Origin of the sequence: Algibacter aquimarinus (genome assembly GCF_039543265.1) — a bacterium.
In the GTDB taxonomy this organism is placed as follows: Bacteria; Bacteroidota; Bacteroidia; order Flavobacteriales; family Flavobacteriaceae; genus Algibacter_B; species Algibacter_B aquimarinus.
Window position 1 is genome coordinate 1,270,722 of record NZ_BAABJK010000004.1, and the last position, 25,215, is coordinate 1,295,936.

Annotated in this window: 18 protein-coding genes; 7 read left to right on the forward strand and 11 right to left on the reverse strand. The window is 31.7% G+C overall.

Annotated features, from left to right (window positions below):
* Positions 1–45: 45 nt before the first annotated feature.
* Positions 46–339, reverse strand: coding sequence for a YbjQ family protein (locus ABD939_RS08405; RefSeq protein WP_345166958.1), 294 nt, complete (start codon positions 337–339; stop codon positions 46–48).
* Between the two features lie 147 nt (positions 340–486).
* On the opposite strand from ABD939_RS08405, the gene ABD939_RS08410 reads away from it, so the two are divergent.
* Complete coding sequence (locus ABD939_RS08410; protein ID WP_345166960.1) at positions 487–1,554, forward strand: cupin domain-containing protein; 1,068 nt, start codon at positions 487–489, stop codon at positions 1,552–1,554.
* Here the strand turns inward: ABD939_RS08410 and rnr are convergent, their stop codons facing one another.
* Positions 1,555–3,753, reverse strand: coding sequence for a ribonuclease R (rnr, locus tag ABD939_RS08415; RefSeq protein ID WP_345166963.1), 2,199 nt, complete (start codon positions 3,751–3,753; stop codon positions 1,555–1,557).
* Between the two features lie 612 nt (positions 3,754–4,365).
* Here rnr and rpiB point away from each other — a divergent pair.
* From rpiB to ABD939_RS08430, 3 genes are read left to right on the forward strand one after another with little or no spacing between them, the layout of a single operon-like run.
* A complete protein-coding gene (gene rpiB / locus ABD939_RS08420; RefSeq protein ID WP_345166965.1) occupies positions 4,366–4,800 on the forward strand; it encodes a ribose 5-phosphate isomerase B in 435 nt (144 codons plus the stop codon).
* 5 nt (positions 4,801–4,805) lie between these two features.
* The gene (locus ABD939_RS08425; protein ID WP_345166967.1) at positions 4,806–5,723 is read left to right on the forward strand and encodes a cation diffusion facilitator family transporter; all 918 of its coding nucleotides are present in this window, start codon (positions 4,806–4,808) and stop codon (positions 5,721–5,723) included.
* A 3-nt stretch (positions 5,724–5,726) separates the two neighbouring features.
* Positions 5,727–6,170 (forward strand): GNAT family N-acetyltransferase, encoded by a 444-nt coding sequence (locus ABD939_RS08430; RefSeq protein WP_345166970.1) that lies wholly within the window; start codon positions 5,727–5,729, stop codon positions 6,168–6,170.
* A gap of 1 nt (position 6,171) precedes the next feature.
* On the opposite strand, the gene ABD939_RS08435 is transcribed toward ABD939_RS08430, so the two are convergent.
* From ABD939_RS08435 to rnpA, 4 genes are all read right to left on the reverse strand, one after another.
* Positions 6,172–7,578, reverse strand: coding sequence for a T9SS type B sorting domain-containing protein (locus ABD939_RS08435; RefSeq protein ID WP_345166973.1), 1,407 nt, complete (start codon positions 7,576–7,578; stop codon positions 6,172–6,174).
* A gap of 28 nt (positions 7,579–7,606) precedes the next feature.
* Entirely contained in the window at positions 7,607–8,470 is an 864-nt protein-coding gene (locus tag ABD939_RS08440; RefSeq protein ID WP_345166976.1) for an OmpA family protein, read from the reverse strand.
* Positions 8,471–8,581: 111 nt separating this feature from the next.
* A complete protein-coding gene (locus ABD939_RS08445; protein ID WP_345166979.1) occupies positions 8,582–10,216 on the reverse strand; it encodes a S41 family peptidase in 1,635 nt (544 codons plus the stop codon).
* A 14-nt stretch (positions 10,217–10,230) separates the two neighbouring features.
* The gene (rnpA, locus tag ABD939_RS08450; protein ID WP_345166981.1) at positions 10,231–10,608 is read right to left on the reverse strand and encodes a ribonuclease P protein component; all 378 of its coding nucleotides are present in this window, start codon (positions 10,606–10,608) and stop codon (positions 10,231–10,233) included.
* A gap of 212 nt (positions 10,609–10,820) precedes the next feature.
* Between rnpA and ABD939_RS08455 the strand changes: the two genes are divergently transcribed.
* A complete protein-coding gene (locus tag ABD939_RS08455) occupies positions 10,821–12,674 on the forward strand; it encodes a CBS domain-containing protein (RefSeq protein ID WP_345166983.1) in 1,854 nt (617 codons plus the stop codon).
* Positions 12,675–13,865, forward strand: coding sequence for a succinylglutamate desuccinylase/aspartoacylase family protein (locus tag ABD939_RS08460; RefSeq protein WP_345166985.1), 1,191 nt, complete (start codon positions 12,675–12,677; stop codon positions 13,863–13,865).
* Between the two features lie 94 nt (positions 13,866–13,959).
* On the opposite strand, the gene ABD939_RS08465 is transcribed toward ABD939_RS08460, so the two are convergent.
* Genes ABD939_RS08465 through ABD939_RS08475 form a run of 3 tightly spaced genes read right to left on the reverse strand, consistent with a single transcriptional unit; the run spans position 13,960 to position 18,326 of the window.
* The gene (locus tag ABD939_RS08465) at positions 13,960–15,777 is read right to left on the reverse strand and encodes a M1 family metallopeptidase (RefSeq protein ID WP_345166988.1); all 1,818 of its coding nucleotides are present in this window, start codon (positions 15,775–15,777) and stop codon (positions 13,960–13,962) included.
* Between the two features lie 57 nt (positions 15,778–15,834).
* Positions 15,835–17,439 (reverse strand): S8 family peptidase, encoded by a 1,605-nt coding sequence (locus ABD939_RS08470; protein WP_345166990.1) that lies wholly within the window; start codon positions 17,437–17,439, stop codon positions 15,835–15,837.
* Positions 17,440–17,465: 26 nt separating this feature from the next.
* Positions 17,466–18,326 carry an MBL fold metallo-hydrolase gene (locus ABD939_RS08475; RefSeq protein ID WP_345166992.1) on the reverse strand — a complete coding sequence of 287 codons (861 nt, stop codon included), beginning with the start codon at positions 18,324–18,326 and terminating at the stop codon, positions 17,466–17,468.
* A gap of 244 nt (positions 18,327–18,570) precedes the next feature.
* Between ABD939_RS08475 and ABD939_RS08480 the strand changes: the two genes are divergently transcribed.
* Positions 18,571–20,439, forward strand: coding sequence for a cation:proton antiporter (locus ABD939_RS08480; RefSeq protein ID WP_345166995.1), 1,869 nt, complete (start codon positions 18,571–18,573; stop codon positions 20,437–20,439).
* A gap of 178 nt (positions 20,440–20,617) precedes the next feature.
* Here ABD939_RS08480 and ABD939_RS08485 read toward each other — a convergent pair whose 3' ends face one another.
* Positions 20,618–23,020: a glycoside hydrolase family 31 protein gene (locus ABD939_RS08485; RefSeq protein ID WP_345166998.1), complete on the reverse strand. Its 2,403-nt coding sequence runs from the start codon at positions 23,018–23,020 to the stop codon at positions 20,618–20,620.
* A 281-nt stretch (positions 23,021–23,301) separates the two neighbouring features.
* Entirely contained in the window at positions 23,302–25,212 is a 1,911-nt protein-coding gene (gene glgB, locus ABD939_RS08490) for a 1,4-alpha-glucan branching protein GlgB (protein WP_345167001.1), read from the reverse strand.
* Positions 25,213–25,215 lie beyond the last annotated feature (3 nt).

Genomic DNA, 25,215 nt, shown 5'->3' on the forward strand with positions numbered 1-25,215 from the left:
ATAATTATTCCTTTCTAAATTTACTTTATGAAAAATTTATATATGTTAAACTACTTTTACTGCTGTTCCTGTAATTGAAACAAAGAAATAAGACGTTGAAGAAGCCTCAATATCTATCGATATTCCAACCACAGCATTAGCTTTTAGTTTAATAGCATTTTCTTTTAAACTTTGAAAAGCTTCTTCTTTTGCTTGGTTTACAAAATCTTGATATAGTTTTTTATTCTTTTCGGTTTTAAAAGAAAAAGATGTTTTAATGTTTATAGATACACCTGTAACAATACCTAAATAATCTTGTATTACGTGTCCTTCTATTGTATTCGTTGTAGTTAAAATCATGTGTTTAATTTAAAATGTTAGTTGTAAAATACACTAAATTGTTACACGTATTAAAAAAAAAGACAAAATATCCCTTAGCTTGACTTTTTTAAAGAATTAAATTATCTTCGTTAGGATTCCTTGTAAGTCATTAAAAATAAAAACATTATGGATAATTATAAACGAAGAGGTTTTATCAAATTAAGTGCTTTAGGTTTTGCTAGTATTGCATTACAGCTTAACTCTGCAACCTCATATGCGCAAATGGCTAATGCTAACCTTGGGAAATGGCATAAGAATACAAATATCAATTGGGATGCTTTTTTAGAACGACTTACACAATTAGCAAAGGGCCAACACCAATTACCTTGGAACCAAAAAGTTTATACAGAACAGGTAAAACAATTACTTCTTCAATGTAATTTTCCAGAATTTGAAAACATTAAAAAAGAAATTGAAGCTTATGAAAATAAAAATCCTAATTGGTTTGAAGCAGTAAGTTTACATAATGAAGTAGATTTTCAGGTATCACTATTCCAATTCGAAAAGGGTGAATATATTCCACACCATGATCACCCAGAAATGACAGGAGTGATTAATGTTGTTTCAGGTAGCGCTCTGGCTAAAAATTACAATGTAGAAGAGCAATTATCTACTAATAGAAAAGTTATAAAAGATGGAAGAAGTGAGGTTATGCAAAAATGTGTTATTAAAAAAATTGGAGATGAAATAATTCAAAAAGGTGATGTAAGTATACTAACAGCTCACCAGGGAAATATACATTCTATCATGCCTAATGAATACACACAACTAGTTGACGTGTTTACACCAGCTTATAAACGAGATACAAAATCTATTTGGTACACAGTAAACGAAGATGGATTTTATAATGGACAGGAAAATTTATTTGAAGCGGAATACGTAAATGAGGAATTTTCAGAAATAAAAACCATAAATCTCAGTAGAGAAAAATTAAATAAGTACAAAGGAGTATATAAGATTTCTAATAACAGCTTTATGAAAGTGTTTATAGAAAATGAACAGTTAATGTTAGAGCGAACTAAAGCTTTAGATACTCCTGGAATGAAAATGAAATTATTACCTTATGAGGAAAACAAGTATTGGATAGAGGGCCAAAATATAAGATGTACTTTTAACATCAACAGCAAAAATGAGCTAGAAAGCATGACTATTCACATTTCTGAAACCAATATTACTGCCAATAAAATAGAATAATTAGTTTTCTGCTTTTCCGACTAAATTAAAATCAAGATGTTTTTTTACTAGGTCTGTATTTTTAACTTTTACAATAACTTCATCACCAAGTTGATATATCAAACCGTTACTTCTACCAACCATAGCATATAAATCATGATCGAAAGCATAATGGTCGTCTTTCATATCGCGAACGCTTACCATACCTTCACACTTGTTGGAAATTATTTCTACATAAATTCCCCAATCAGTAACACCAGAAATTACACCAACAAATTCCTGATCTTTATGGTCCTCCATAAAACGAATTTGCATGTATTTTATAGAATCACGTTCAGCCTTAGTAGCTAGATTTTCCATGTTGCTAGAATGGTTACATTTTTCTTCATAAAGGTCTTCATTAGCTGATTTTCCGCCATCTAAATAATGTTGTAACAAACGGTGAGCCATAACATCTGGATATCGACGAATAGGTGAAGTGAAATGACTGTAATAATCAAAAGCTAAACCATAATGCCCAATATTATGAGTGGTATATTCAGCTTTACTCATACTTCTAATGGTAAGTGTATCGACTAAATTTTGCTCTTTTTTGCCATTTACTTCCTTAAGTAAATTGTTTAAAGAAGCTGTAGTGCTCTTTCTATCTTTAAAATTAAGTTTGTACCCAAAACGACCTACTACATTTTGCAATGCGGCTAGTTTACTATCATCTGGCTCGTCATGTACACGATATACGAAGGTTTTCTTCGGACTTTGTTTTCCAACAAATTCAGATACCTTTCTATTGGCTAACAACATAAACTCTTCAATAAGTTTATTAGCATCTTTACTAGTTTTAAAGAATACACCTGCTGGATTATTATCTTCATCTAAATTGAATTTTACCTCAACTTTATCAAAAGAAATAGCGCCGTCGCGCATACGTCTGCCTCTCATAATTTTAGCGAGTTCATCCATTTTTAAAATAGCATCTGCTAATTTCTGATCAGTTTGATAGGTTTTTCCTGTTAAAGATACTTGTGCAGGAATTGTATTTGTTTTTGATTCTATAACGGCTTGTGCTTCTTCATAGGCATAACGCGCATCGCTATAGGTTACTGTTCTTCCAAACCATTGGTTTTTAATTTCTGCTTTATCATTGATTTTGAATACGGCAGAAAATGTATATTTTTCCTCATGCGGACGTAAAGAACAAGCGTTATTTGATAATACTTCAGGAAGCATGGGTACAACACGATCTACTAAATAAACTGATGTTGCACGTTCGTAAGCTTCATCATCTAAAACAGTACCTTCCTGTAAATAATGCGATACATCTGCTATATGAATTCCTATTTCGTACAAGCCATTATCTAACACTTCAAAAGATAAGGCATCATCAAAATCTTTTGCATCTTTTGGGTCTATGGTAAAGGTTAAATCTTTACGCATATCGCGTCTATTAGCTATTTCTTTTTCTGTAATTGAAGTATCTAACTCATTTGCAAAAGCTTCAACTTCGTGAGGAAATTCGTGTGGTAAACCGTATTCTGCTAAAATCGCATGAATTTCTGTATTATGTTCTCCTGGTTTACCGAGTACTTGAATAACTTTACCGTATGGTGAATCGGCTTTTTCTGGCCAATCTTCAAGAGACACAAGTACTTTATCTCCATCTTCAGCTTTGTTTATTTTATTAATAGGTACAAAAATATCTTTGTACATTTTATTACTATCTGGTACTACAAAAGCATAATTATTATTCTTTTGTATTTGAATAACACCTACATAGTCAGACTTTGCACGTTTTATAACAGCAGTAATTTCTCCTTCTATTTTACCACGTTTTCTGCGTTTGTATGCATAGAATTCTACTTCATCGCCGTTTAAAGCTTTATTAATGTTGTTAGATGCAATAAATACATCATCTTCAAAATCATCACATATTATATAACCGTTTCCTTTTGCCGCTAAATCTAGTATACCTGTATGGTATTCGGTATTTAATATAGCTTTAAACTTGCCCCGATCTACTTCTTGTATCTCTTGCTTTACAGCCAGTTTTGCTAAGGTTTTTATAATTTGATTGCGGCTACTAGCATCATTAACGCCTATTTTTGCCGCTATTTGTTTGTAGTTAAAACTCTGATTTCTGTCTTTTTTTATTATACTTAAGATTGTATTTGTTAAGTTGGAAATCCCTTTTTTTCTGGATTTTCCTTTTCTTTTTTTACTCATTTAATTATTGTAATCATTTTTATCCTAAAAGTGTTAGGAATTCATTCTTATAAACTTAATATAAAGCGAAGTGAAGATATTAAGTTTTGTGCAAAGCTACGATTAAATTATTAAATCATATTTTGTTTGTGTTAAATTGAAGTTATTCACATTATATATTATATAATTAATTTTCTTTTAAAATTTAAAAAAATAAATGATGGTTATTATAGCTTGTGAATAGCGGTATAACTTTTTTAAGCTTTATTTTGATATATATTTTATTGAATATTGTTGATAGGTAATTAACAACTTTTAAAAGGCTAACGTATTTAATTTGAACCTATTTATTATTTCTATTAACAATTGTTTGTAACCCTTATTAACAGCTATTTTTAATAAGTATTTCTTAAAATAGAACTTACAACTATACCTTTTAGTGCTTATAACTTAACCAAAAATTTACATTAACTTATTTGCATGTTAATTAAATGTTATGGATTGAAAAAATAATTGAATTCTCCTAATTTTTGTTTTAGAAAACAATAAACAGTTATTAACAAGTAATTAATATAACCATCCACAACTTCTTTATTTATTACCTTTGTTAAATATTAAAATACAAAAATAATTATGACTATTTCTATAGGTAACGATCACGCAGGAACAGATTATAAATTTGCTATAAAACAATTATTAGAAGATAAGGGTTATACTGTTAATAACTATGGAACTGATTCAAATGATAGTGTAGATTATCCAGATTTTGTTCACCCAGTAGCTAAAGATATAGCAGATAATAAAGTAGATTTTGGTATTTTAATTTGTGGCAGTGCAAATGGTGTAGCTATGACGGCTAATAAACACCAAAATGTTCGAGCTGGTATTTGTTGGACTAAAGAAATAACAGAATTAACAAGACAACATAATAATGCTAATATATGTTGTATTCCTGCACGATTTACAGCAGTACAACAAGCTATACAAATAGTAGAAACGTTTTTAAATACAAATTTTGAAGGTGGACGTCATCAAAACCGTGTTGATAAAATACCTTTATCTTGTTAAAATAAATGGGGCACCATCATGTTAATAATAATACCCATGACCATAACGACTTAAAAGGTCGTAATCTTATTATATCTATTTTATTAAATATTTTAATAACAGCTGCTCAAGTTGTTGGTGGATTAATATCTGGTAGTTTAGCGCTTTTAAGTGATGCATTACATAATTTTAGTGATGTTATTTCGCTTGTAATAAGTTACATAGCTAATAATTTAACCAAAAAAAAAGCATCTTTTCAAAAAACATTTGGTTACAAACGAGCTGAAATTTTAGCTGCTTTTATTAATGCAGCTACTTTAATGATAATTGCCGTTTTATTAATTATTGAAGCTGTAGAGCGTTTTCAAAATCCGCAGAAAATAGAATCTAATTTAGTAATATGGCTTTCATTTATAGCTATTTTAGGTAATGGTTTTAGTGTATTGTTACTTAAAAAAGACTCTGAAGCCAATATGAATATGAAAAGTGCTTATCTACATTTATTAACAGATATGATGGCAAGTGTGGCGGTTTTATTTGGTGGTTTATTGATGAAATATTATGAGTTTTATTGGGTAGATAGTGTTTTAACATTTGCAATAGCTTTATATTTAATTTGGATGGGTTTTGATTTACTTAAAAACTCAACTAAAGTATTGATGCTTTTTACACCAGACGAAATTCCTGTTAAAAAGATTGTAGAAGAAATTAATAGGTTTAAATCTATTAAAAATGTACATCACGTTCATGTATGGCAATTAAATGAAGATGAAATTCATTTAGAAGCCCACATAGATTTTAATAAAGATATTACCTTATCTCAGTTTAATACTATTTTACAAGACATTGAAGAATTAGTATTTATTAAATACGATATTAATCATGTAAATATTCAACCAGAATTTGGAAAAGATGATGCTAAAGATGTAATTGTACAAGATTAAATTATGTTAGAAATTAAAGTTAAATATTTTGAAGAACTCACTAATAATGAGTTATACAGCCTACTACAATTACGTAGCGAAATATTTGTAGTAGAGCAGGATTGTGTATATCAAGATCTTGATGGTAAAGATGAAAAAGCTATACATGTTTTAGGTTTGAAAAATGAAAAAATAGTGGCTTATACACGTGTTTTTAAACCTGGTGATTATTTTAAAGAAGCTAGCATTGGTAGGGTAGTAGTAGCTAAAAATGAAAGACAACATAAATATGGTTATGTTATTATGGAAGCTTCAATTGAAGTTATTAAAAACTTATTTAATGAAACATTAATAAAAATTTCTGCACAAGTATATCTTAAAAAATTCTATACTAATTTGGGTTTTAAAAAAGTAGGTGAAGATTATTTAGAAGATGGTATACCACACACCGCTATGATAAAAGAATAATTTATCTTTTTAAAGCAAAATGACCCGTTACAACTTCTCCTGACGAAAAATTTATTAAATACCAATAATCATCTGTTTGCATTAATTGGCCATTAAACATACCATTCCAACCCTCAGAATCTGGGGATAATGATTTTAAAAGCTTCCCATATTTATCAAAAATAGAAATATTTACCATGTTACTATTACTTTCAAAAACTTTCCAATAATCATTTGTGCCATCATTGTTTGGGGTAAAGTATTTAGGTATATAATAATCACGGTCTGTTATTAATATGGTAAAACTAGATTCGTTGCTACCACAAGTAGTTTGGTTATAAATATATATGGTTTGTGAGGTTGAAATAACATCTCCTGAATTTAAGGTAGTTCCGTTTCCAGCAGATTCGGTAAAATAACTTCCATTATTAATAACTGGTAGAGTAAAAGTTACACCTACAAAATTATTTAAAGAATCTACAGGTATAAAATTACTACAATCATCAATGCTATCAACATAATTAGAAAATGAAGCAGGTAGCCAAACATCGCGATTTCCATTTATATTATCGACAACAACACAGTTTAAATTTGTATTAAATTCAAAATTTAAAGATGTAATATTATTGTTATTTCCGTTGCTTAAATCTAAACTACAAAGGTTATTACTACTGCAGTCAAGATTCCTTAAACTTGAATTTTGAGAGAGGTCTAAATCTGTTAATTGATTACCGTAGCAAAAAATAGAACTTAATAAAGAGTTTGAATTCAGGTTTAGGTTTATTAATTGATTTTCTTCACAAGACAAATTAGACAAGTTTAAATTGTTGCTTAAATCTAAAGTAGAAAGTAAATTGTTACCACATTCAAATCTACTCAACCCAATATTATCCGAAACATCTATATCTAAAATTAAATTATCGTTACAAACTAAAACATTTAATGCCACATTGTTAGTTGTATTTAAATCTGTCAAATTATTATTATTACAAACTAGGGATATTAATTTCAAATTACGCGATACATCAATGCTATTTAAGTCATTTTCAAAACACCAAAGTATAAGTAAATCTGAAAGCGTTGATACATTTAATGTTGCTATTTGATTGTTTTGAACAAATAACTGTGTTAGGCTTGTATTTGAAGAAATATTTACGGTTGTTAAAAGATTATCAGAACAATCTAAAATACTTAAAGCCGTAAAATCTTCAATACCAGTTAAATCAGAAATATCTAATGATGGTATAATTAATTCATTTACAGAAGAAATATTTGCTGTAGGAACAAAATCATCTAAAGGCCCGCCGTCAAAGCCTAAGTCTATTAAAGCTTGCTCAAAATTGTCATCAGGAATAAAAGTGTTTTGTGATACTCCAATACAAGGCATTAAAACTAACCAAAAATGATATAAGAGAACTTTAAAACGCAATTATAATAATTTTAAAAGCTAACTAAGCTTAGTTATTACTAGCTACTACATATGTTATTAAAATTTCAACACGTCGGTCAAACTTAGGGTCACCACCTAGTGGAAATTTTCTTCGCATTCCTAAATGACGCATTCTTTTTTTGTTAACGCCTTTTTTTGCAAAATAATCATATACATATTTTGCTCTGGCTTCAGATAAATTACGTTTTTTTGTTTTTCTATCTACTGCATCTCTGCTAAATTGAGTACAACACACATGACCTTGAATAGTAAAATATATATCATCACGCTCAACAAGAATTTTTGCAATAGATTCAAGGGTTTTTCTTGATGAAGGTGTTACCGTACTGTAACCTGTTTTAAATAAAATATTGTCGAATATAATTTTATCTCCAGCTTTAAGGCTGCCTTTTAATTTTTCCTCTACCGTTTTCTTTTCAGCTTTTACAATAGCTTCTACCTTTTTTTCTTCTTTAGTTTTAGGTGGTTTTGGGTTTACTATAATTTCAACTTTTCTATTCAAACCTCTTATTTTTAAAAGGTTTTTTTCGTTAACAATTTTTAGTAAAATTTCACCTTTTCCGTCAACATTGGTAATTAAATCTTCACTTATTTCGTTGTTAGCAAAAATAGCTTTTATAGCGTTTGCTCTTTGCTGAGACAGTTTCAAGTTATAAGAGTCTGCGCCTACATCATCACAGAACCCATAAATAGAAATGGACTCGATATCAACATCTGTAATTGTAGAAATAAACAACAGTAGTCTATTTTCTTCGGTTGACGGAACTATGTATTTATCTGTATCAAAATAAACCTCGTGTGTTAACTTGTTTTGAGAAAAAACAACACCCAAGTTTAACAGAAAAAATATAGATAAAATGAGTTTATTCATAGTTCGGGGTATGTAGAATAAGTTTATAAATATACTATTTTTAATAAATTAGAATAAAAATGATCGTTTTTTGGGTTTAATTACATTTATAACAGGTTGAAAAACTTATAGTTACCTTAAATAATCAAAATAAACCGATGAATCGCTTAGTATTTCTGTGGCTTTTTTTATTCTAGAATCATGAATTTTATAATAGTCGTACAGCCCTTCTCTATAGGCATATTGTTTAACAATTTCCTCTGTTAACAATTCTAATATATAGTCTTTATTTTCATCAATAACATTAGATTTTGAACTTTTTAAATTTAAAATTAAAGTATTAAAATCGTTTTCAATATTGTCATTTAATTCTTCTTTTTGTGATGTTTCAAAAGCTTTATAAAGTGCTTTTTCTGTTTCGGTTTCAAACGAAAAATTATTACTGTTCAGGTACTTTTTAAAGTCTTTAAAATCAGAATCGGTTAACTTAAAATCATTTATATCCTCTATATTATGAGCGTAATAATAGTTTGTTGCAAAGTTAAAAACATGGTCATTATTAGCAATAGAATTTGCTATTGCAGACTTTTTATAAGGCCCTAAAATAACGTCTGGAAAAACACCACCACCATCAAAAACCTTACGCCCGTTTTTAGTTTTAAACTCGTTATAATTTTCCTGTTTTACACGAACAGCCTCACCTTTATCATTTCTATTCCAATAATCTAATGCCTGAATGCATCTACCAGAAGGTGTATAATACCTAGAAATTGTAATTTTTACCTGTGTTCCGTAAGTAAGTTGTTTGGGGCGCTGCACCAATCCTTTTCCAAAACTTCTAGAACCCACAACAACAGCGCGGTCTAAATCTTGTAAAGCGCCAGAAACAATTTCGCTCGCAGAAGCGCTATTACCATCAATTAAAACAACTAATGGGATTTCTGTATCTATAGCGTCGCTTTGGGTGTAATAGGTTTTATTATATTTTTTTACTTTAGATTTTGTGGTAACCACAAGTTGTCCCTTAGGCACAAATAGATTAACAATTTTAATAGCCTCGTTAAGTAAACCGCCGGGGTTGCCGCGTAAATCTAAAATAATACGTTCGGCACCTTGGGCTTTTAAATCACGCAATGCATAATTAGTTTCAGCGTGTGCTTTTTCATTAAATTGGCTTAAAACTATATAGCCTGTTTTATCATTAACTAGAGAAAAATGTGGAACAGCATTAATTTCTACTTCGGCACGTTTTATAGTGGCCGTTTGCGTTTTTCCTTGGCGTTTAAATGTAACTTCTAAAGATGAATCTGGAGCGCCTTTAAGCAAGTCGCCTGCGTTATCTTTATAGGTTTCTACAGCTATATCTCCTACTTTTATTATTTGGTCGCCCGCTTTTAAGCCTGCTTTATCTGCAGGGTAATCTTTGTAAGGCTCTATAATAACCAGTTTGTCTTTAAATGTTTTTACCCTAGCTCCAATACCAGTGTAATCACCTGTGTTATTTATACGAGCAGCTTCCACATCTTGTTCGTTCATAAAGTTGGTGTAAGGATCTAAATCTGCCAACATACTTTTTATGGCGGTATCCATTAAATCACCCGGGTTTGTTTCATCAACATAATTCATGTTGAGTTCTTTAAACAAGGTTGTAAAAATTTCAATTTGTTTCGCTATTTCGAAGAAATCATTTTTAAATGCCGTTCCAGAAAAAAAGATAGCAAAAGCAAATATTGGTATTAGAATTCTTCTTTTAAGTGTATTCTTCATTTTTAGGGATTATTTTAAATATCAGAAACCTTTTTTAAAAATTTTTCGAATAAGAGATTCATTTTTGTTTCAACTTGGGCTAATGTAGGTTTGTCTTTGCCAATGTACAAAATCATAAACGCATATTGTGTTGTAATGTTGTTAAAATAAGAGGTTTTATTAAGTCTATAAGATTCTCTTAATAAACGTTTTATACGGTTTCTATCAACAGCATTTTTAAAGTTACGTTTACTAACAGAAACACCTGTTTTAGCAACCATATTTTCATCAAAAATAGTAGGTAAATATACTAAGCGCAATGGAAAAGCAGTTACAGACTGGCCTTCATTAAACAGTTGGTCTATGAGTTTTTTACTTTTTAATTTTTCTTTTTTGTTGTAGCTGAACTTCAAGGAACTTTATTTAAAGAAATCAAAGGTAGTAAAATAATAAATCTGGTATTGCTTTAAGTTGGTTTTCGGCCTAATGTAATTCAATTTACATTAAATGAAAAGGATGTGTTTTTAACCAAAACAACTCTAAAATTCAACATGATAAAAATCATATTAAAAGCAAGTAAAACGCAGTAAATTAACCATTTAAATCTTTATTAAAATTTAAGGCTATGGGCGATTTAAAGGTTACAAAATTAAAAACCAAAAAGGACAGAGCTAACTACATTAACCATTTGCTTAACGATATTAAGGCACTTGATTTAATGATTGAGAAAGGAATGATAGAAGAGGAGCCATTACGCATTGGTGCAGAGCAGGAGTTTTGCTTAGTCAATAAACAGTTTTTTCCTGAAAGCAAATCTTTAGAAATTCTTGAAGATATTAACGACAACCATTTTACTACCGAAATAGGTAATCATAATTTAGAAATAAACTTAGATGCTTTAAAACTGGGTAAAGATTGTTTTTCAAAATTACACAAGCAATTAGATGATTTGTTAGAAAAAGCTAAAAATGCAACGGCAAAAAAGGATTGCAAAATTATATTAACGGGAATTTTACCTTCACTTTCTGTTGATTATGTAGATGAAGAAAACATGACAGATGTGGAGCGATACTCGGTTTTAAACGATGCCATAAAGCAAAGTAGAAGCCAAAGTTTTGATATTCATATAAAAGGTGTAGATGAAATTAATTTACGTCACGATTCGGTTATGCTAGAGGGTTGCAACACAAGTTTTCAAATGCATTTGCAACTAAACCCCAATACGTTTGTTGATGATTATAATTGGGCTCAAGCCATTGCTGGTCCTATTTTGAGTGTGTGTACAAATTCGCCATTATTATTTGGAAAAGAGCTTTGGAGTGAAACTCGAATTGCATTGTTCACACAAAGTGTTGACACCAGAGCCAACTCCTTTTTATTAAATGAAAAACAATCACGAGTTAGTTTTGGAAGTAAATGGCAAACAGGCTCTATAGCAGATATTTTTAAGGATAATATCTCACGATTCCGAAGCTTTTTAACAACAGATTTTATACACAACAGTACAGATTTACTTGAAAATAACAAAACCCCTAAACTTAGGGCTTTACAGTTACATAATGGTACTGTTTACCCTTGGAACAGGGTTTGTTATGGTGTTTTAGAAGACAAACCTAATCTAAGAATTGAGAACAGATACATTCCTTCAGGGCCTACAACAAAAGATGAAATTGCAAACATGGTATTCTGGGTTGGGGTTATGAAAGGAAAGCCTAAAGGCTACAATAATATACACGAGAAATGGGACTTTGAAGATGTAAAAACAAACTTTTTTAACGCTGCACGATACGGAATGGCAACACAGTTTTATTGGGATGGAGGTTATATTTCTAGCCACGACCTCATTTTAAACGAATTATTGCCTATGGCTTTCAAAGGGTTATATCGCGTTGGTGTTTCACCAAAAGACGCAGAATATTATTTAAAAATTATTAGAAATAGAGTACAAAGTCATAATGGGTCCGAGTGGATGGTTAGAAACTACAGACGTCTTTTAAAAAATCATAAACGTTACGAAGCTATGCAGTTGCTAACAGCCAAACTTTACGAAAAACAAGAAAAAGGCTATCCTGTTTCTACTTGGGGAAAGTTACACCATATAGACCAATCGCCGTTTAAAGACAATCGTATTGTAAAACATATTATGCAATCTGATATATTTTCAGTTTCAAAAAAGGATAGTGTCGAGTTAGTTGTAAATATTATGAAATGGAAAAACATTCATCACATGCCTGTTATTGATAAAGACAGAGAGTTAGTGGGTTTAATTACTTGGACTGACATTACTGGGTATTTAGACCAACCAAAACAACAAAATGACAGTGTTAGCAAATTAATGAAAACTGATATAGTTACCATAGATGAATATACTACGATAGAAAAAGCCAAGGAAGTAATGAGTTTAAATAAAATTGGAAGTTTACCAGTTTTAAAAAACAATAAATTAATCGGCTTAGTTACTTTAAATGATTTTGAATAAATGATAGATGTTTACAGTAATGCGCGAGATGAAAAAATAAAAGTTAACAGGGTACTTTCTAAAATTAACGGAAAGAATCCCGGGCCCACAGTTGTTTTTTTTGGAGGGATTCATGGCAATGAAAACTCAGGTGTTTTAGCTATAAAAGATGCTTTAAAAGACTTAAAAGAAAGTCAAGTTTTTGGAACAATTTATGGTATATCTGGCAATTTAAAAGCTTTAGAGTTGAAACAAAGATTTGTTGATGAAGATTTAAATAGACTTTGGAGTAAGCCAAGAATTGCATCTATAAAAAAGAAAACAATTTTAAACACTGAGGAAGCAGAGCTTTTAGAGTTGTTAAAAATTTTAGAAACTATTTTAAAAACAAACAAACCACCGTTTTACTTTGTAGACCTGCATACAACATCAAGTAAAACATTACCATTTATTACCATTAATGACGCCTTAATAAACCGAAAGTTTTCAAAGCAATTTCCTGTACCTATCGTTTTAGGAATTGAAGAATATTTAAACGGCCCTCTATTAAGTTACATCAACGAGCTTGGGTTTGTGTCTTTAGGTTTTGAGTCTGGTCAACACGATGATTTAAGGTCTATAACAAATAGTGTTGCTTTTATTTATTTAACACTTAAGTTTTCTGGTGTTTTAACTAATGAAAGCTCAATAGATTTTACTGAATATTATAATCAATTAAAAACCCAAGCTGTAAATCTATCAGATGTTTTTGAAGTAGTATATCTTCATAAAATAAATTCAAACGATACTTTTAAAATGCACAATGGTTTTAAAAGTTTTCAAAACATAAAAAAGGGAATAAAACTAGCTGTTAGTAATACGGTTGAAATAAAGTCGCCTTATGAAGGTAGAATTTTTATGCCTTTATACCAGAAAAAAGGGGCAGAGGGTTTTTTTATTATAAAATCTATTAACCCATTCTTTTTAAAATTATCAAAAATTTTAAGGCAAGCCAAAATTGATGCAGTACTGGCTCTTTTACCAGGAGTTAATTGGGTTAACAAAAAAGAAGGTATTTTGCAAGTAAATATAAAAGTGGCTAAATTTTTCGCCAAATCCATTTTTCATTTATTAGGATATAGAAATAAGCAGATTACAGATACACATTTAAGACTCAATAATAGAGAACGTGTTGCTAAAACAAGACTATATAAAAACGAACCTTGGGCTTAATTTTTTATCGTTTTTTTGACAAGGTTAAGATAGTTTAAAACAAAAAACCACTCTTTATTATGAAGAGTGGTTTGTTTAATTGAAAGTAATCTAGCTACTTTTTGTTATTTGTTTTATCTATATCTGCCATATAACCACTTGGGTCTATTTCTATAGTTTTAACTGATTTTGAGGCTTTAAAAGTATACGTTGGGTATGCCCAAGCCCAGTCTTTAATAATGGTTGCTGAGGTTGGTTTTTCGCCTCGCATCATTTGTAAAGGAATGTAAAAATCTTCACTAGTACCATCAGTGTAGTTTACTGTAACGTCCAACGGCATTGGCATTACACCTATACGTTCTAATGTTATTGTATTGTCATCAACTTCTTTTACTCCATAATCAATAGTGTTTGTTGTTTGAGCAAAATCTATTAAATACCAATCTAATTCTAAACCAGACACCTTTTCTGCGGTTCTAACAATATCCAATGGTTTCGGGTGTTTAAAAGAGAAATCTGTGAAATATTTTTTAATGGTTTTTTTAAGATTATCTTCTCCAATAACATACCCTAATTGTGCTAAAAATACTGCCCCTTTACTGTAAGCCGAAATACTATATGCTTGATTGTATTCATATCTATCTGCATGTGTTGTTAAGGGTTGCTCTTTGCCAGATTTAGCTAGATAAATGTAGTTTCTGTAAGCTCCAGAAACAGGATTTGCTTTGCCTTCATTCATAATATCATTCATCGCCAAATCACTTATATAACTTGTAAAACCCTCGTCCATCCATTCGTGTTTTGCCTCATTTGAAGCTAATAAGAACTGAAACCAAGTATGGGCCATTTCATGAGCAGTTACTCCAACTAAACTTCCGTAACTTCTGTTTCCTGTTATTAAAGTACACATAGCGTATTCCATTCCGCCATCACCGCCTTGAATTACAGAGTATTGCTTATATGGATATTTACCAACATGCTCGCTAAAGTATTGCATTAATTCAACCGTTTTAGGTTGCATTTTCTTCCAATTTTCAAGTTTATCTTTATCTAAAGTACGCTTATAGTAAAAATTTAAAAGCGGCCCGTTAGGAACTTGTGCTGTATCGTGAATATAATCTGGATCTGCAGCCCAAGTAAAATCATGAACATTAGGAGCTTTATAGTGTAGTGTTTTTTTATTTCCACCACTTTTAGTTTCATTTTGAAGGTAACCCGTTCCTCCAACAACATAATTTTTATCAATGGTTAGCTTAACATCAAAATCGCCCCAAACACCATGAAATTCTCTGGCTATATATGGGTCGGCATGCCAACCTTCAAAGTCATATTCTGCTAATTTAGGATACCACTGCGTCATAGATAAAGCAACTCCTTCATTATTATTTCTTCCAGAACGACGAATTTGAACCGGTACTTGCGCATCAAAAGTCATATCAAAAGTTACGCTTTCTCCCGGTTGAATAGGTTTTGCTAAATCAACCTCTAAAACCGTTCCTACAGTTTCATGATTTATAGTAACGCCATTTTGCTTTAAAGAGCTTACATTAATATAACCAATTTCATTAGGTTTTAATTTACTAATTCTGTCTTTAACCCTTCTATCGGGATCTGCAATAGTTCTAGAACGAACATCCATTTCACTGCCAGGTTGAAAAGCGTTAAAATATAAATGATAGTAAACCCGGTTTAACACATCAGGAGAATTATTAGTATAAACTAGAGTTTGTTTTCCTTTGTATTGATAGGTGTTTACGTCCATATCAATTTCCATTTTATAATCTACATGTTGCTGCCAATATGAAGGTGCAGATTTTGAAATTTGTGGTACTGGAACAGAAGGTGTTACAGGTTGATTGGAAGCAACATCTTTAGAGCTTGAACAAGACCAAAACGCTGCAATACAGAGCACTGGAATAAAAAAGTTTTTCATAGAAATTATAATTAAAAAAAGAGGTGATTATCACCTCTTTTATTTTATTAGAAAATTTTAGTTCATTTTAGAAGCCATAATTAAAGCATTGTAGGCATTAACCATTTTTGATGATTTTACTAAATCAGCAAATGGTTTTATATTATCTGTGTCTCCACCAACAACAACTTTAGTTTTTACGGCTAAGCCGGAATCCATAATAATTTGTTTTACTTGAGCCGCTGAAAGCTTAGGATAGTATGAACGAATTAGAGCAGCAACACCGGCAACAGCAGGGGCTGCCATGGATGTACCACCTTTAGTATCATATTCGTTTTCTGGAGTGGTAGAGTATACTTGAGCACCAGGTGCAAAAACATCAACGTTTGCTTTACCATAGTTTGAAAAACCAGCAATCATACTCGACCCGTATTTTGGCGCTAAAGCTCCAACTCGTATATAAGTATTTGATACTTCTTGCCCGTTTATATTATCATCGGGGAAATTAGGTTCATTATCAACGTTTTTGCTGTCGTTTCCTGCAGCGTGAACAAAAATAACATCATTTTCACTAGCGTAAGCTATAGCATCACGAACCCAATCGCTATGAGGGGAGAAGCTTTTACCAAAACTTCCGTTTATTATACTAGCACCGTTATCTACTGCGTAACGTATCGCTAAAGCAACATCTTTATCATATTCATCGCCATTAGGTACGGCTCTAATACTCATAATTTCAACGTTATTAGCAACACCATTTGCACCTTTACCATTGTTACGTTCTGCAGCAATAATTCCAGCTACGTGAGTTCCATGACTTTCACTTTTTTTAACAGGTTTTACATTTCCGTTTCCGTAAAATTTGTTAGACATATCATCTGGGTTATCACCTGTTTTTCTGCCTTTAAAATCTTTGTTTAAGTTGTAATTTAATCGGTCGTTAATGCTTTCTAGTCCGTTATTAATTTCTTTCATTGCATCAGCCATTGAATCTAAACCATTACTAAACATATAATTTGCTATTTGTTGTGCTTGAGCCAAGGCTTCATTTTCAGTTTTAATAGCTTTTACCTCTTCTTTAGTGTAGTCTTTTTTTCCAAAATGCTTTGTTAAAGCATCATCCGCAGTTTTAATTTGTTGATATATTTGATCGTATTGTGTTTTGCGTCCTAACCAAGTTTGATACTCAGATTCATAAAGCGTTTTGGCTGCTGCATAATCTGGATTACTTGTATTTCCGCTTGCTAAAATTCTAACATACTCTAGTTGTTCATTATAACCATCGCCTAAAAAGTTCCAACCATGAACATCATCAATATAACCGTTTTTGTCGTCGTCTTTCCCGTTATTAGGAATCTCTCCTTTATTGGTCCATATAACGTCATCTAAATCTTCATGATCAATGTCAATTCCAGAATCTATAACCGCAACAATAACTTTATTACCTTTTTTGTTTTTTATAATTTCAGCATAGGCTTTATCTACGCTCATTCCTGGAATGGTGTCTTTCAACAAATCTAAATGCCCCCAATTTTCTTTTTCGGCTTTTGTTAAATCTGACACTTTTAGTGGTGTATTGTCAATATTTTCAACTGGTGTAGATAAAATATCTGCGGTACCACCACAGCCAGAAATTAGTATTGCAGCAAAAGCTGATAGCGTTAATTTTTTAATAGAATTCATGTTTAATATTTAATAAATTAGTCATTTTATTTGAATATGTCTTCGGTAGTATAAGTATTTTTGAGTCGTACTCCTTTTTCTGTGTGTTTAACTGTAATAATCTCGTTGTGAGCATCGTGCTCTAAAAATAAGTAATAATTGTTATCTGCTGCTCTATTTAGAAATATTTCTTTTTCATTTAATGTTAGTAATGGCCTTGTATCATAACCCATTACAAAAGGTAAAGGTAAATGTCCAACAGTTGGTAATAAATCTGCCATAAAAGCAATGGTTTTGCCTTTGTATTTAATGAGCGGAATCATCTGTTTATCGGTATGTCCGTTAGCAAAAAAAATATCGAAACCAAGTTTAGAGTTTTCAAGGGTATCTAATTCAGGAATGTCAGTAAATTTTAACTGCCCACTTTCTTCCATAGGCATAATATTTTCTTTTAAAAAAGATGCTTTTTCTCTTCTATTGGGTTGAGTGGCCCATTTCCAGTGGTCTTTATTACTCCAAAAATTAGCATTTTTAAATGCAGGTTCAAAACCAGTATTGTCTTTATTCCTTTTAATGCTTCCACCACAATGGTCGAAATGCAAATGTGTCATAAAAACATCTGTAATATCATCTTCATGAAACCCATAGGATTTAAGAGAGCTACTTAAAGAATAATCTCCCCAAGGATGATAATAACCATAGAATTTATCCGACTGTTTGTTGCCCATACCATTATCTATTAAAATAAGACGATTACCTTCTTCTATTAGTAAACATCGAGCCGTTAAATCAATCATATTATTGGCATCAGCAGGATTGGTGCGTTGCCATAAAGATTTTGGGACAACACCAAACATAGCGCCACCATCTAATTTAAAATTACCAGCATTTATTGGGTATAAATTCATAGGAGCGTAAAATTAACAAATCTGACGGTAATGCTTTAAAGCGTTAAGAATATATTAAGAAATGGATTAATCAAAAACTCTTGTTTGATTATTAGCCTGTAGAGTATTCCATTCCAATACCAGTACTTTTGTAAGGTTTTAGAGAAAATAATTCGTTTTTTATTAAAAGTATAATATACATTTTTTAAAAACATTAAATCATCTGTTTTACTTAAATTAGTGTTTTTAAAATTATATTAAACATATGTTAGAACTAGCGGGAATCATTATTTTAGGCATTTTAGCACAATGGGTTGCTTGGAAATTTAAAATTCCTGCCATTTTACCTTTAATCTTAATTGGTTTATTGGTTGGTCCTATTGCGGCTGAGTTTTTATCTGAAGATGGGACGAAATGGATTGAACCTATTTGGAATGGTGAAAAAGGTTTGTTTCCTGGTGAAGGTTTGTACTATTTTGTGTCATTAGCCATTAGCATTATTCTTTTTGAAGGCGGTTTAACCTTAAAACGTTCTGAAATTAAAACAGTAGGGCCAGTCATAACAAAATTAATTACTTTAGGTTCTGCGATTACTTTTTTTGGAGCAGGTATTGTAGCACACTTAGTTTTCGGTTTAAATTGGGAACTTTCGTTTTTATTCGCGGGACTTATCATCGTAACTGGACCTACAGTAATTACGCCTATTTTAAGAAATATTCCACTTAAAAAAGACATCTCAACGGTTTTAAAATGGGAAGGTATTTTAATAGACCCCATTGGTGCATTAGTAGCCGTTTTGGTTTTTGAGTTTATTAGTGTTGAAGGCGATAGCGGTTTTACAAAAACGGCACTTATAGAGTTTGGTAAAATTATCCTTTTTGGTACAACTTTCGGGTTTACATTTGCTCATGCACTCGCGTTTGCAATTAATAAAAAATTGATACCGCATTATTTATTAAACGTAGTTTCGCTATCAACAGTGTTATTGGTTTTTGTTGAGTCTGAGGTGTTCGCACACGAATCAGGTTTACTTGCAGTTGTGGTAATGGGAATGGTTTTAGGAAACGGAAAATTAGAAAACATAAAGGAATTACTCTATTTTAAAGAGTCGTTGAGTGTACTACTTATTTCCATTTTATTTATTCTTCTGGCAGCCAATATAAATATTGAGGATATGATGTTGCTTTACACTTGGAAAACAGCAGTTCTTTTTGCTATAGTAGTCTTTTTAATTAGGCCAATAGCTGTTTTTATAAGTACATATGGTTCTAAATTAAAGTTCAACGAAAAGTTATTTATCAGTTGGGTGGGCCCAAGAGGTATTGTGGCAGCAGGTATTGCCTCGTTATTTGGAAGCAAACTCATAAAACAAGGTGTAGAAGGTGCAGAATATATAACACCGCTAGTTTTTATGATTGTTTTAGGCACTGTTTTGCTAAACGCTACTACGGCACGTTTGTTTGCTAAAATTGTTGGTGTATTCCTTAACAAATCTGAAGGTATTTTAATAGTAGGAGCTGCAAAAATATCCAGATTACTTGGTCATTATCTTGAAACTAACGGCAGGCACGTGGTGCTTATTGATAGTAATTTAAAGAATATAGAAAAAGCAAAAGATTTAGGTTTAGAAGCCATAAGCACCAATATTTATTCAGATAATTTGATGGATAATATAGAGTTGAACGATGTTGGTTATGTTATGGCACTTACCGGAAATTCCGATATTAATAAATATGCCATAAACAAGTTTGGAGCTCAATTTGGAGAAAACGGGTCGTTTAGGCTGGTAACTACTCAAGAAATGTTAGATGATTCGAACAACCCAACAGAAGGTTTGTTTTCTCATAAAGATGATTATAATCGCTTGACCGAACTTACACGAAAGCACCCTTCAATACAAGAAATTAATTTAGAAGACACTGAGCATTACGAAAAACTAATCAAAATCTCGAATGACGATTTAGACATAATACCATTGTTTATAAAAGATAATGAAGGTGAACTTCATATTATATCATCTTACAACCTAGAGTTTGAAAATATTAAGAAAGGCTATCAGCTTGTTTACTTAGGAAAACCTTTTGATGTTGATGAGGTGCCTGTTGCTGAGAATATTGATGACTCAGATGAATAGAAATATTCTTTTTTAGATAGCTAAAAGAAAATAAAACTCCGATTAAAAGAACATTATTTATTGTTCTAACGAATTTAGAAGTTTTTTTTAAAAGTCAATGTTTATAAGGAACTAATCAGATAAAAAAAGCCTCTCTTTTTAAAAGAGAGGCTTTTAGTTTTTATTAAATAATTGGTTTTTAACCTTTAATATGAAGCTCGGTAAACTCTTTATTAATTACCAATGTATTATCTCCATTTAACTTAATATCCTTAAATAAGATTTCTTCATTATCAACTTGAACTTTTGAAATTTTAAACGGTAAACCATGTAAATTCAGTTTAAACGTTTTATAGGTTGTAATAAACTTACCTGTTTTATGCTGTTGAATAATTAACTCCTTTTTCTTACCTAATAATCTAAAGTTTCTTAAGCTATACCTGCCTTTTATGTAGTCGTAACCATCAGTAGCATCTTCGTAAACCATAGACTCTTCTTTACCTTCAGTATAATAAACATCTAATAAAAGTTCGTCAATAGTTTTTTCACCAACATATTGTTGAATAGGGTATTTAGGAATGATTGCGCCTTCTTTTACAAAAATAGGCATGCTATCTAAATCTGCATCTACCCATACTTCTTGACCACCTGTTATAACCTCGTCAGTCCAGAAATTATACCATTTACCTCTAGGAATATATAAACGTCTTCCTGTTTGGTTTGGCCCTGTTACAGGACAAGCCAATATTTTTTCACCAAAAACAAACTCATCATTTCTGTAATGCGTTTGCGGGTCTTCTTGATCGTAAAGTACTAGCGATTTTAATATTGGAATACCTTCCTCAGCATATCTCCAGAATGCAGTATATAGGTAAGGAAGTAATTGATATCTAAGTTCAATAAACTTTCTTACTACATCTGTAATGGTTTTTCCGAAAGCCCAAGGCTCTTGGTCACCATGGTCTCCAGAAGAGTGGGTTCTACAAAATGGATGGAAAATACCCAATTGAATCCAACGAGCGTACAATTCGCCATTTGGTTGTTCGGCAAAGCCACCAATATCAGATCCTATAAACGAGAATCCAGACATACACATACGTTGTGCTTGTAGGTTTGCAATGGTTAAATGATCCCAAGTTGCAATATTATCTCCCGTCCAACTTGAAGTGTAGCGTTGTGTACCCGAATAAGCAGCTCTTGTTATTACAAAAGGCCTTTTTGGATAAGAAAACTTTTTTAATCCTTGATACGTAGCACGTGCCATTTGCATCCCGTATACATTGTGGGCCTTTCTATGACTACATTGGTTTCCATCATAATCGTGTCTAACATCGTCAGGGAATGTTTTTCCTGGAACGTCCATAACTGCTGGTTCGTTCATATCATTCCAAACACCTTTAACTCCAATATCTTCTACAAGTTCTTTAAATAAATTGGACCACCAATCTCTTACTTCTGGGTTTGTGAAATCCGGGAAATAACATTCACCAGGCCACACTTTACCTTTCATGTAAGGACCATCGGCACGTTTACAGAAATAATCTTTATCTAATCCTTCTTTAAACACAGAATAGTCCATGTCTATTTTAATACCTGGGTCAATAATTACTATGGTTTTAAAGCCATCATCTGCTAATTCCTTGACCATGCGTTTTGGATCTGGGAAATATTCTTTACTCCAAGTAAAACATCTAAACCCTTCCATGTAATCAATATCTAAGTAAATAGCATCACATGGAATTTTTAACTCTCTAAATTTAGCAGTGATTTCTTTTACATTAGACTCCGGATAATAACTCCACTTACATTGGTGGTAACCAAGTGTCCACAGCGCAGGCATTTCATGAGGTTTACCTGTTAAATCTGTGTAATTCGCAACAACTTCAGACATTTCTGGGCCATAAATAAAATAGTAATTCATTTCGCCACCATGAGCCCAAAAACTGGTAATATTTCTACGTTCATTACAGAAATCAAAAAATGATCTAAATGTATTATCGAAAAAAATACCGTAAGATTTTTTATTGTGTAAGCCGGTGTAAAAAGGAATGGCTTTGTAAATTGGATCTGTGTCTCTGCCATAAGCATAAGAGTCTGTTACCCAGTTTTCAAAACGTTTTCCTTTAAGATTGTTGTCTACAGGTTTGTCTCCTAAACCATAATAGCTCTCACCTGGTTGTGCTGTTTTAGACATTTTAACAACATCGCCTCCATGCTCGTAACTTTCTTCCCAATGAAACCCTAATTCATCTTCACAAATTAAAGTTTTGTCTTTGGCATCAAAAATAGAAGTTCTCAAATCTAATTTTGAAATATGGCAAATCAGTTTTGATGTTGTAATGATATAATTTTCTTTGTTTTCGGTAACTTCAAGATGATTATAACCTCTACTTGCATATTTTGTTATGGCATATGAAAAATCGTTTTCATAAATACCGGTGGTTGTAAACCTGAAGCGAAGTATACTATCACGACGTACAGTAACTTCTAGTATAACACCATTTTCTGTGGTGAAAGAAAGTACGTTAAGATTTTTTTCGTATGATATTATTTTGGAAGGAAATAAGTTTCCTTTATATTCTAATTCAGTATTTAAAATCATAAATCGGTTGATTTAATTAATCAACGAAATTAATAAATTAAAAGCACCTCAAGCGTTTCTTTTTGCTAAAAAAAAGAGTGAAATTTTGTATAAAACTCAAACTATAAGGTATATAATTATAGAAAGTTTAAGAATCCATAAATCAATTGATTTTCAATTACTTTTAGCAACCAAAAAATTAAATTAACATTCAAATTTTCGTTAAAATGCATAAATAGTCACCATTTGTATAATTGAATTTTCAATTACTAACAAAAGTTTGTAACAATGCCTTTTTGTGGTTAAGCTTTAAATTGGAAAATACTAACTGATAATGGTGCCAAAGTAATTTCTGCCGAAAACGCCTTACCATTCCATGGCTTCTTTTTAATGGTAATTTGCTTACTATTTGAAACTCCACTGCCACCAAATGCTTTAGCGTCACTATTAAATACCTCCTTAAGTTTGCCTTTTACAGGAACACCAATACAATAATTTTCTCTAATTGTTGGTGTTAAATTACAAACTACAGCAACATTGTTTTTTTGGTCTTTGCCTTTTCTAATATAAGATATTACACAATTTTCATGGTCGTCGTAACTAATCCATTCGAAACCTTCGCTAGAGAACCCTTTTTCAAACAGAGCTGGTGTTGATTTATAAAATGTGTTTAGTGCTTTGTAGTAATTTTGAAAGTTCTTATGAGGCTCAAATTCAAGTAAATTCCAATCTAAACTTTCTTGGAAATTCCATTCGTTATATTGTCCGAATTCTGTTCCCATAAAAGCAAGGTTAGTTCCCGGGTGTGTAAACATATAACCGAATAATAAACGAAGATTTGCAAAACGTTGCCATTCATCACCAGGCATTCTTCCTAAAATAGAGTTTTTCCCATAAACAACCTCATCATGCGAAAGCGGTAGCATAAAGTTTTCGGTAAAGGCATAAGCCAAACTAAAGGTAATATCGTTTTGATGGTATTTTCTATAAACAGGATCTTTACCAAAATACTCTAGGGTATCGTGCATCCAACCCATCATCCATTTCATGCCAAAGCCTAAACCTCCTAAAAATACGGGTTTTGAAACACCTGGAAACGCAGTAGATTCTTCTGCAATGGTTTGTACATCTGGAAAAGAAGCATATACTTCTTGGTTTAATTCTTTTAGAAATGCAATAGCGTCTAAATTTTCTCTTCCGCCAAATTCGTTTGGTTCCCATTCACCATCTTCTCGAGAATAGTCTAAAAACAACATGGATGCAACAGCATCAACCCTTAAGCCATCTGCATGGTATTGGTCCATCCAAAAAATAGCATTACTAATTAAAAATGATTTTACTTCGTTTCTACCATAGTTAAAAATTAAACTTTTCCAATCTTGATGGTAGCCTTTTCTTGGGTCTGGATGTTCGTATAAGTTAGAGCCGTCAAAAAAGCCTAACCCGTGAGCATCTTCAGGGAAATGAGACGGTACCCAGTCTAAAATAATTCCAACATCAGCTTGATGTAATTTATCAACGAGGTATTTAAATTCTTCTGGATACCCAAAACGTGATGTTGGTGCAAAATAACCTGTTACCTGATAACCCCAAGATGGGTCGTAAGGGAACTCCATAATGGGCATTAATTCAACGTGAGTAAAATTCATGTCACTTACATATTTCACCAATTCATCAGCGAGTTCGAAATAGGATAAGAAACGGTTTTCTTCAATTTGTTTTTTCCACGATCCTAAATGAACTTCATAAACAGAGTATGGAGCATCTAAAGCATTGTGTTTTTTACGTTTTTTCATCCAAGCAGCGTCTTTCCACTTATAGGTATCATCCCAAACAATAGATGCTGTTTTAGGGTTGTGCTCGTAGCGCCTAGCGTAAGGGTCTGCTTTCTCTGTTTTTATATCGTTATTGTTGCTTAGAATTTTATATTTATAAGTTGCACCTTTTTCAACAAGCGGAATAAAACCTTCCCAAATACCACTAGAGTCCCAACGAACATTTAGTTGATGTTCTCCTTCTATCCAGTAATTAAAATCGCCTATTACAGAAACCTGTTTTGCTGTAGGTGCCCAAACTGCAAAATAAACGCCATCAATACCATCAACGGTAACTAAATGCGACCCAAACTTTTCGTAAAGTCTGTAATGTTTTCCGGCTTTGAAAAGATTGATATCGAAGTCTGTAAATAAACTATAAGGTTTTACTTGTGCCATAAA

What these genes read in the sequence shown, in the direction of transcription:
- ABD939_RS08405 (WP_345166958.1), bottom strand. Translation starts at nt 339, where the DNA reads ATGATTTTAACTACAACGAATACAATAGAAGGACACGTAATACAAGAT.
- ABD939_RS08410 (WP_345166960.1), top strand. Translation starts at nt 487, where the DNA reads ATGGATAATTATAAACGAAGAGGTTTTATCAAATTAAGTGCTTTAGGT.
- rnr (WP_345166963.1), bottom strand. Translation starts at nt 3,753, where the DNA reads ATGAGTAAAAAAAGAAAAGGAAAATCCAGAAAAAAAGGGATTTCCAAC.
- rpiB (WP_345166965.1), top strand. Translation starts at nt 4,366, where the DNA reads ATGACTATTTCTATAGGTAACGATCACGCAGGAACAGATTATAAATTT.
- ABD939_RS08425 (WP_345166967.1), top strand. Translation starts at nt 4,806, where the DNA reads ATGGGGCACCATCATGTTAATAATAATACCCATGACCATAACGACTTA.
- ABD939_RS08430 (WP_345166970.1), top strand. Translation starts at nt 5,727, where the DNA reads ATGTTAGAAATTAAAGTTAAATATTTTGAAGAACTCACTAATAATGAG.
- ABD939_RS08440 (WP_345166976.1), bottom strand. Translation starts at nt 8,470, where the DNA reads ATGAATAAACTCATTTTATCTATATTTTTTCTGTTAAACTTGGGTGTT.
- ABD939_RS08445 (WP_345166979.1), bottom strand. Translation starts at nt 10,216, where the DNA reads ATGAAGAATACACTTAAAAGAAGAATTCTAATACCAATATTTGCTTTT.
- ABD939_RS08455 (WP_345166983.1), top strand. Translation starts at nt 10,821, where the DNA reads ATGGGCGATTTAAAGGTTACAAAATTAAAAACCAAAAAGGACAGAGCT.
- ABD939_RS08460 (WP_345166985.1), top strand. Translation starts at nt 12,675, where the DNA reads ATGATAGATGTTTACAGTAATGCGCGAGATGAAAAAATAAAAGTTAAC.
- ABD939_RS08465 (WP_345166988.1), bottom strand. Translation starts at nt 15,777, where the DNA reads ATGAAAAACTTTTTTATTCCAGTGCTCTGTATTGCAGCGTTTTGGTCT.
- ABD939_RS08470 (WP_345166990.1), bottom strand. Translation starts at nt 17,439, where the DNA reads ATGAATTCTATTAAAAAATTAACGCTATCAGCTTTTGCTGCAATACTA.
- ABD939_RS08475 (WP_345166992.1), bottom strand. Translation starts at nt 18,326, where the DNA reads ATGAATTTATACCCAATAAATGCTGGTAATTTTAAATTAGATGGTGGC.
- ABD939_RS08480 (WP_345166995.1), top strand. Translation starts at nt 18,571, where the DNA reads ATGTTAGAACTAGCGGGAATCATTATTTTAGGCATTTTAGCACAATGG.
- ABD939_RS08485 (WP_345166998.1), bottom strand. Translation starts at nt 23,020, where the DNA reads ATGATTTTAAATACTGAATTAGAATATAAAGGAAACTTATTTCCTTCC.
- glgB (WP_345167001.1), bottom strand. Translation starts at nt 25,212, where the DNA reads ATGGCACAAGTAAAACCTTATAGTTTATTTACAGACTTCGATATCAAT.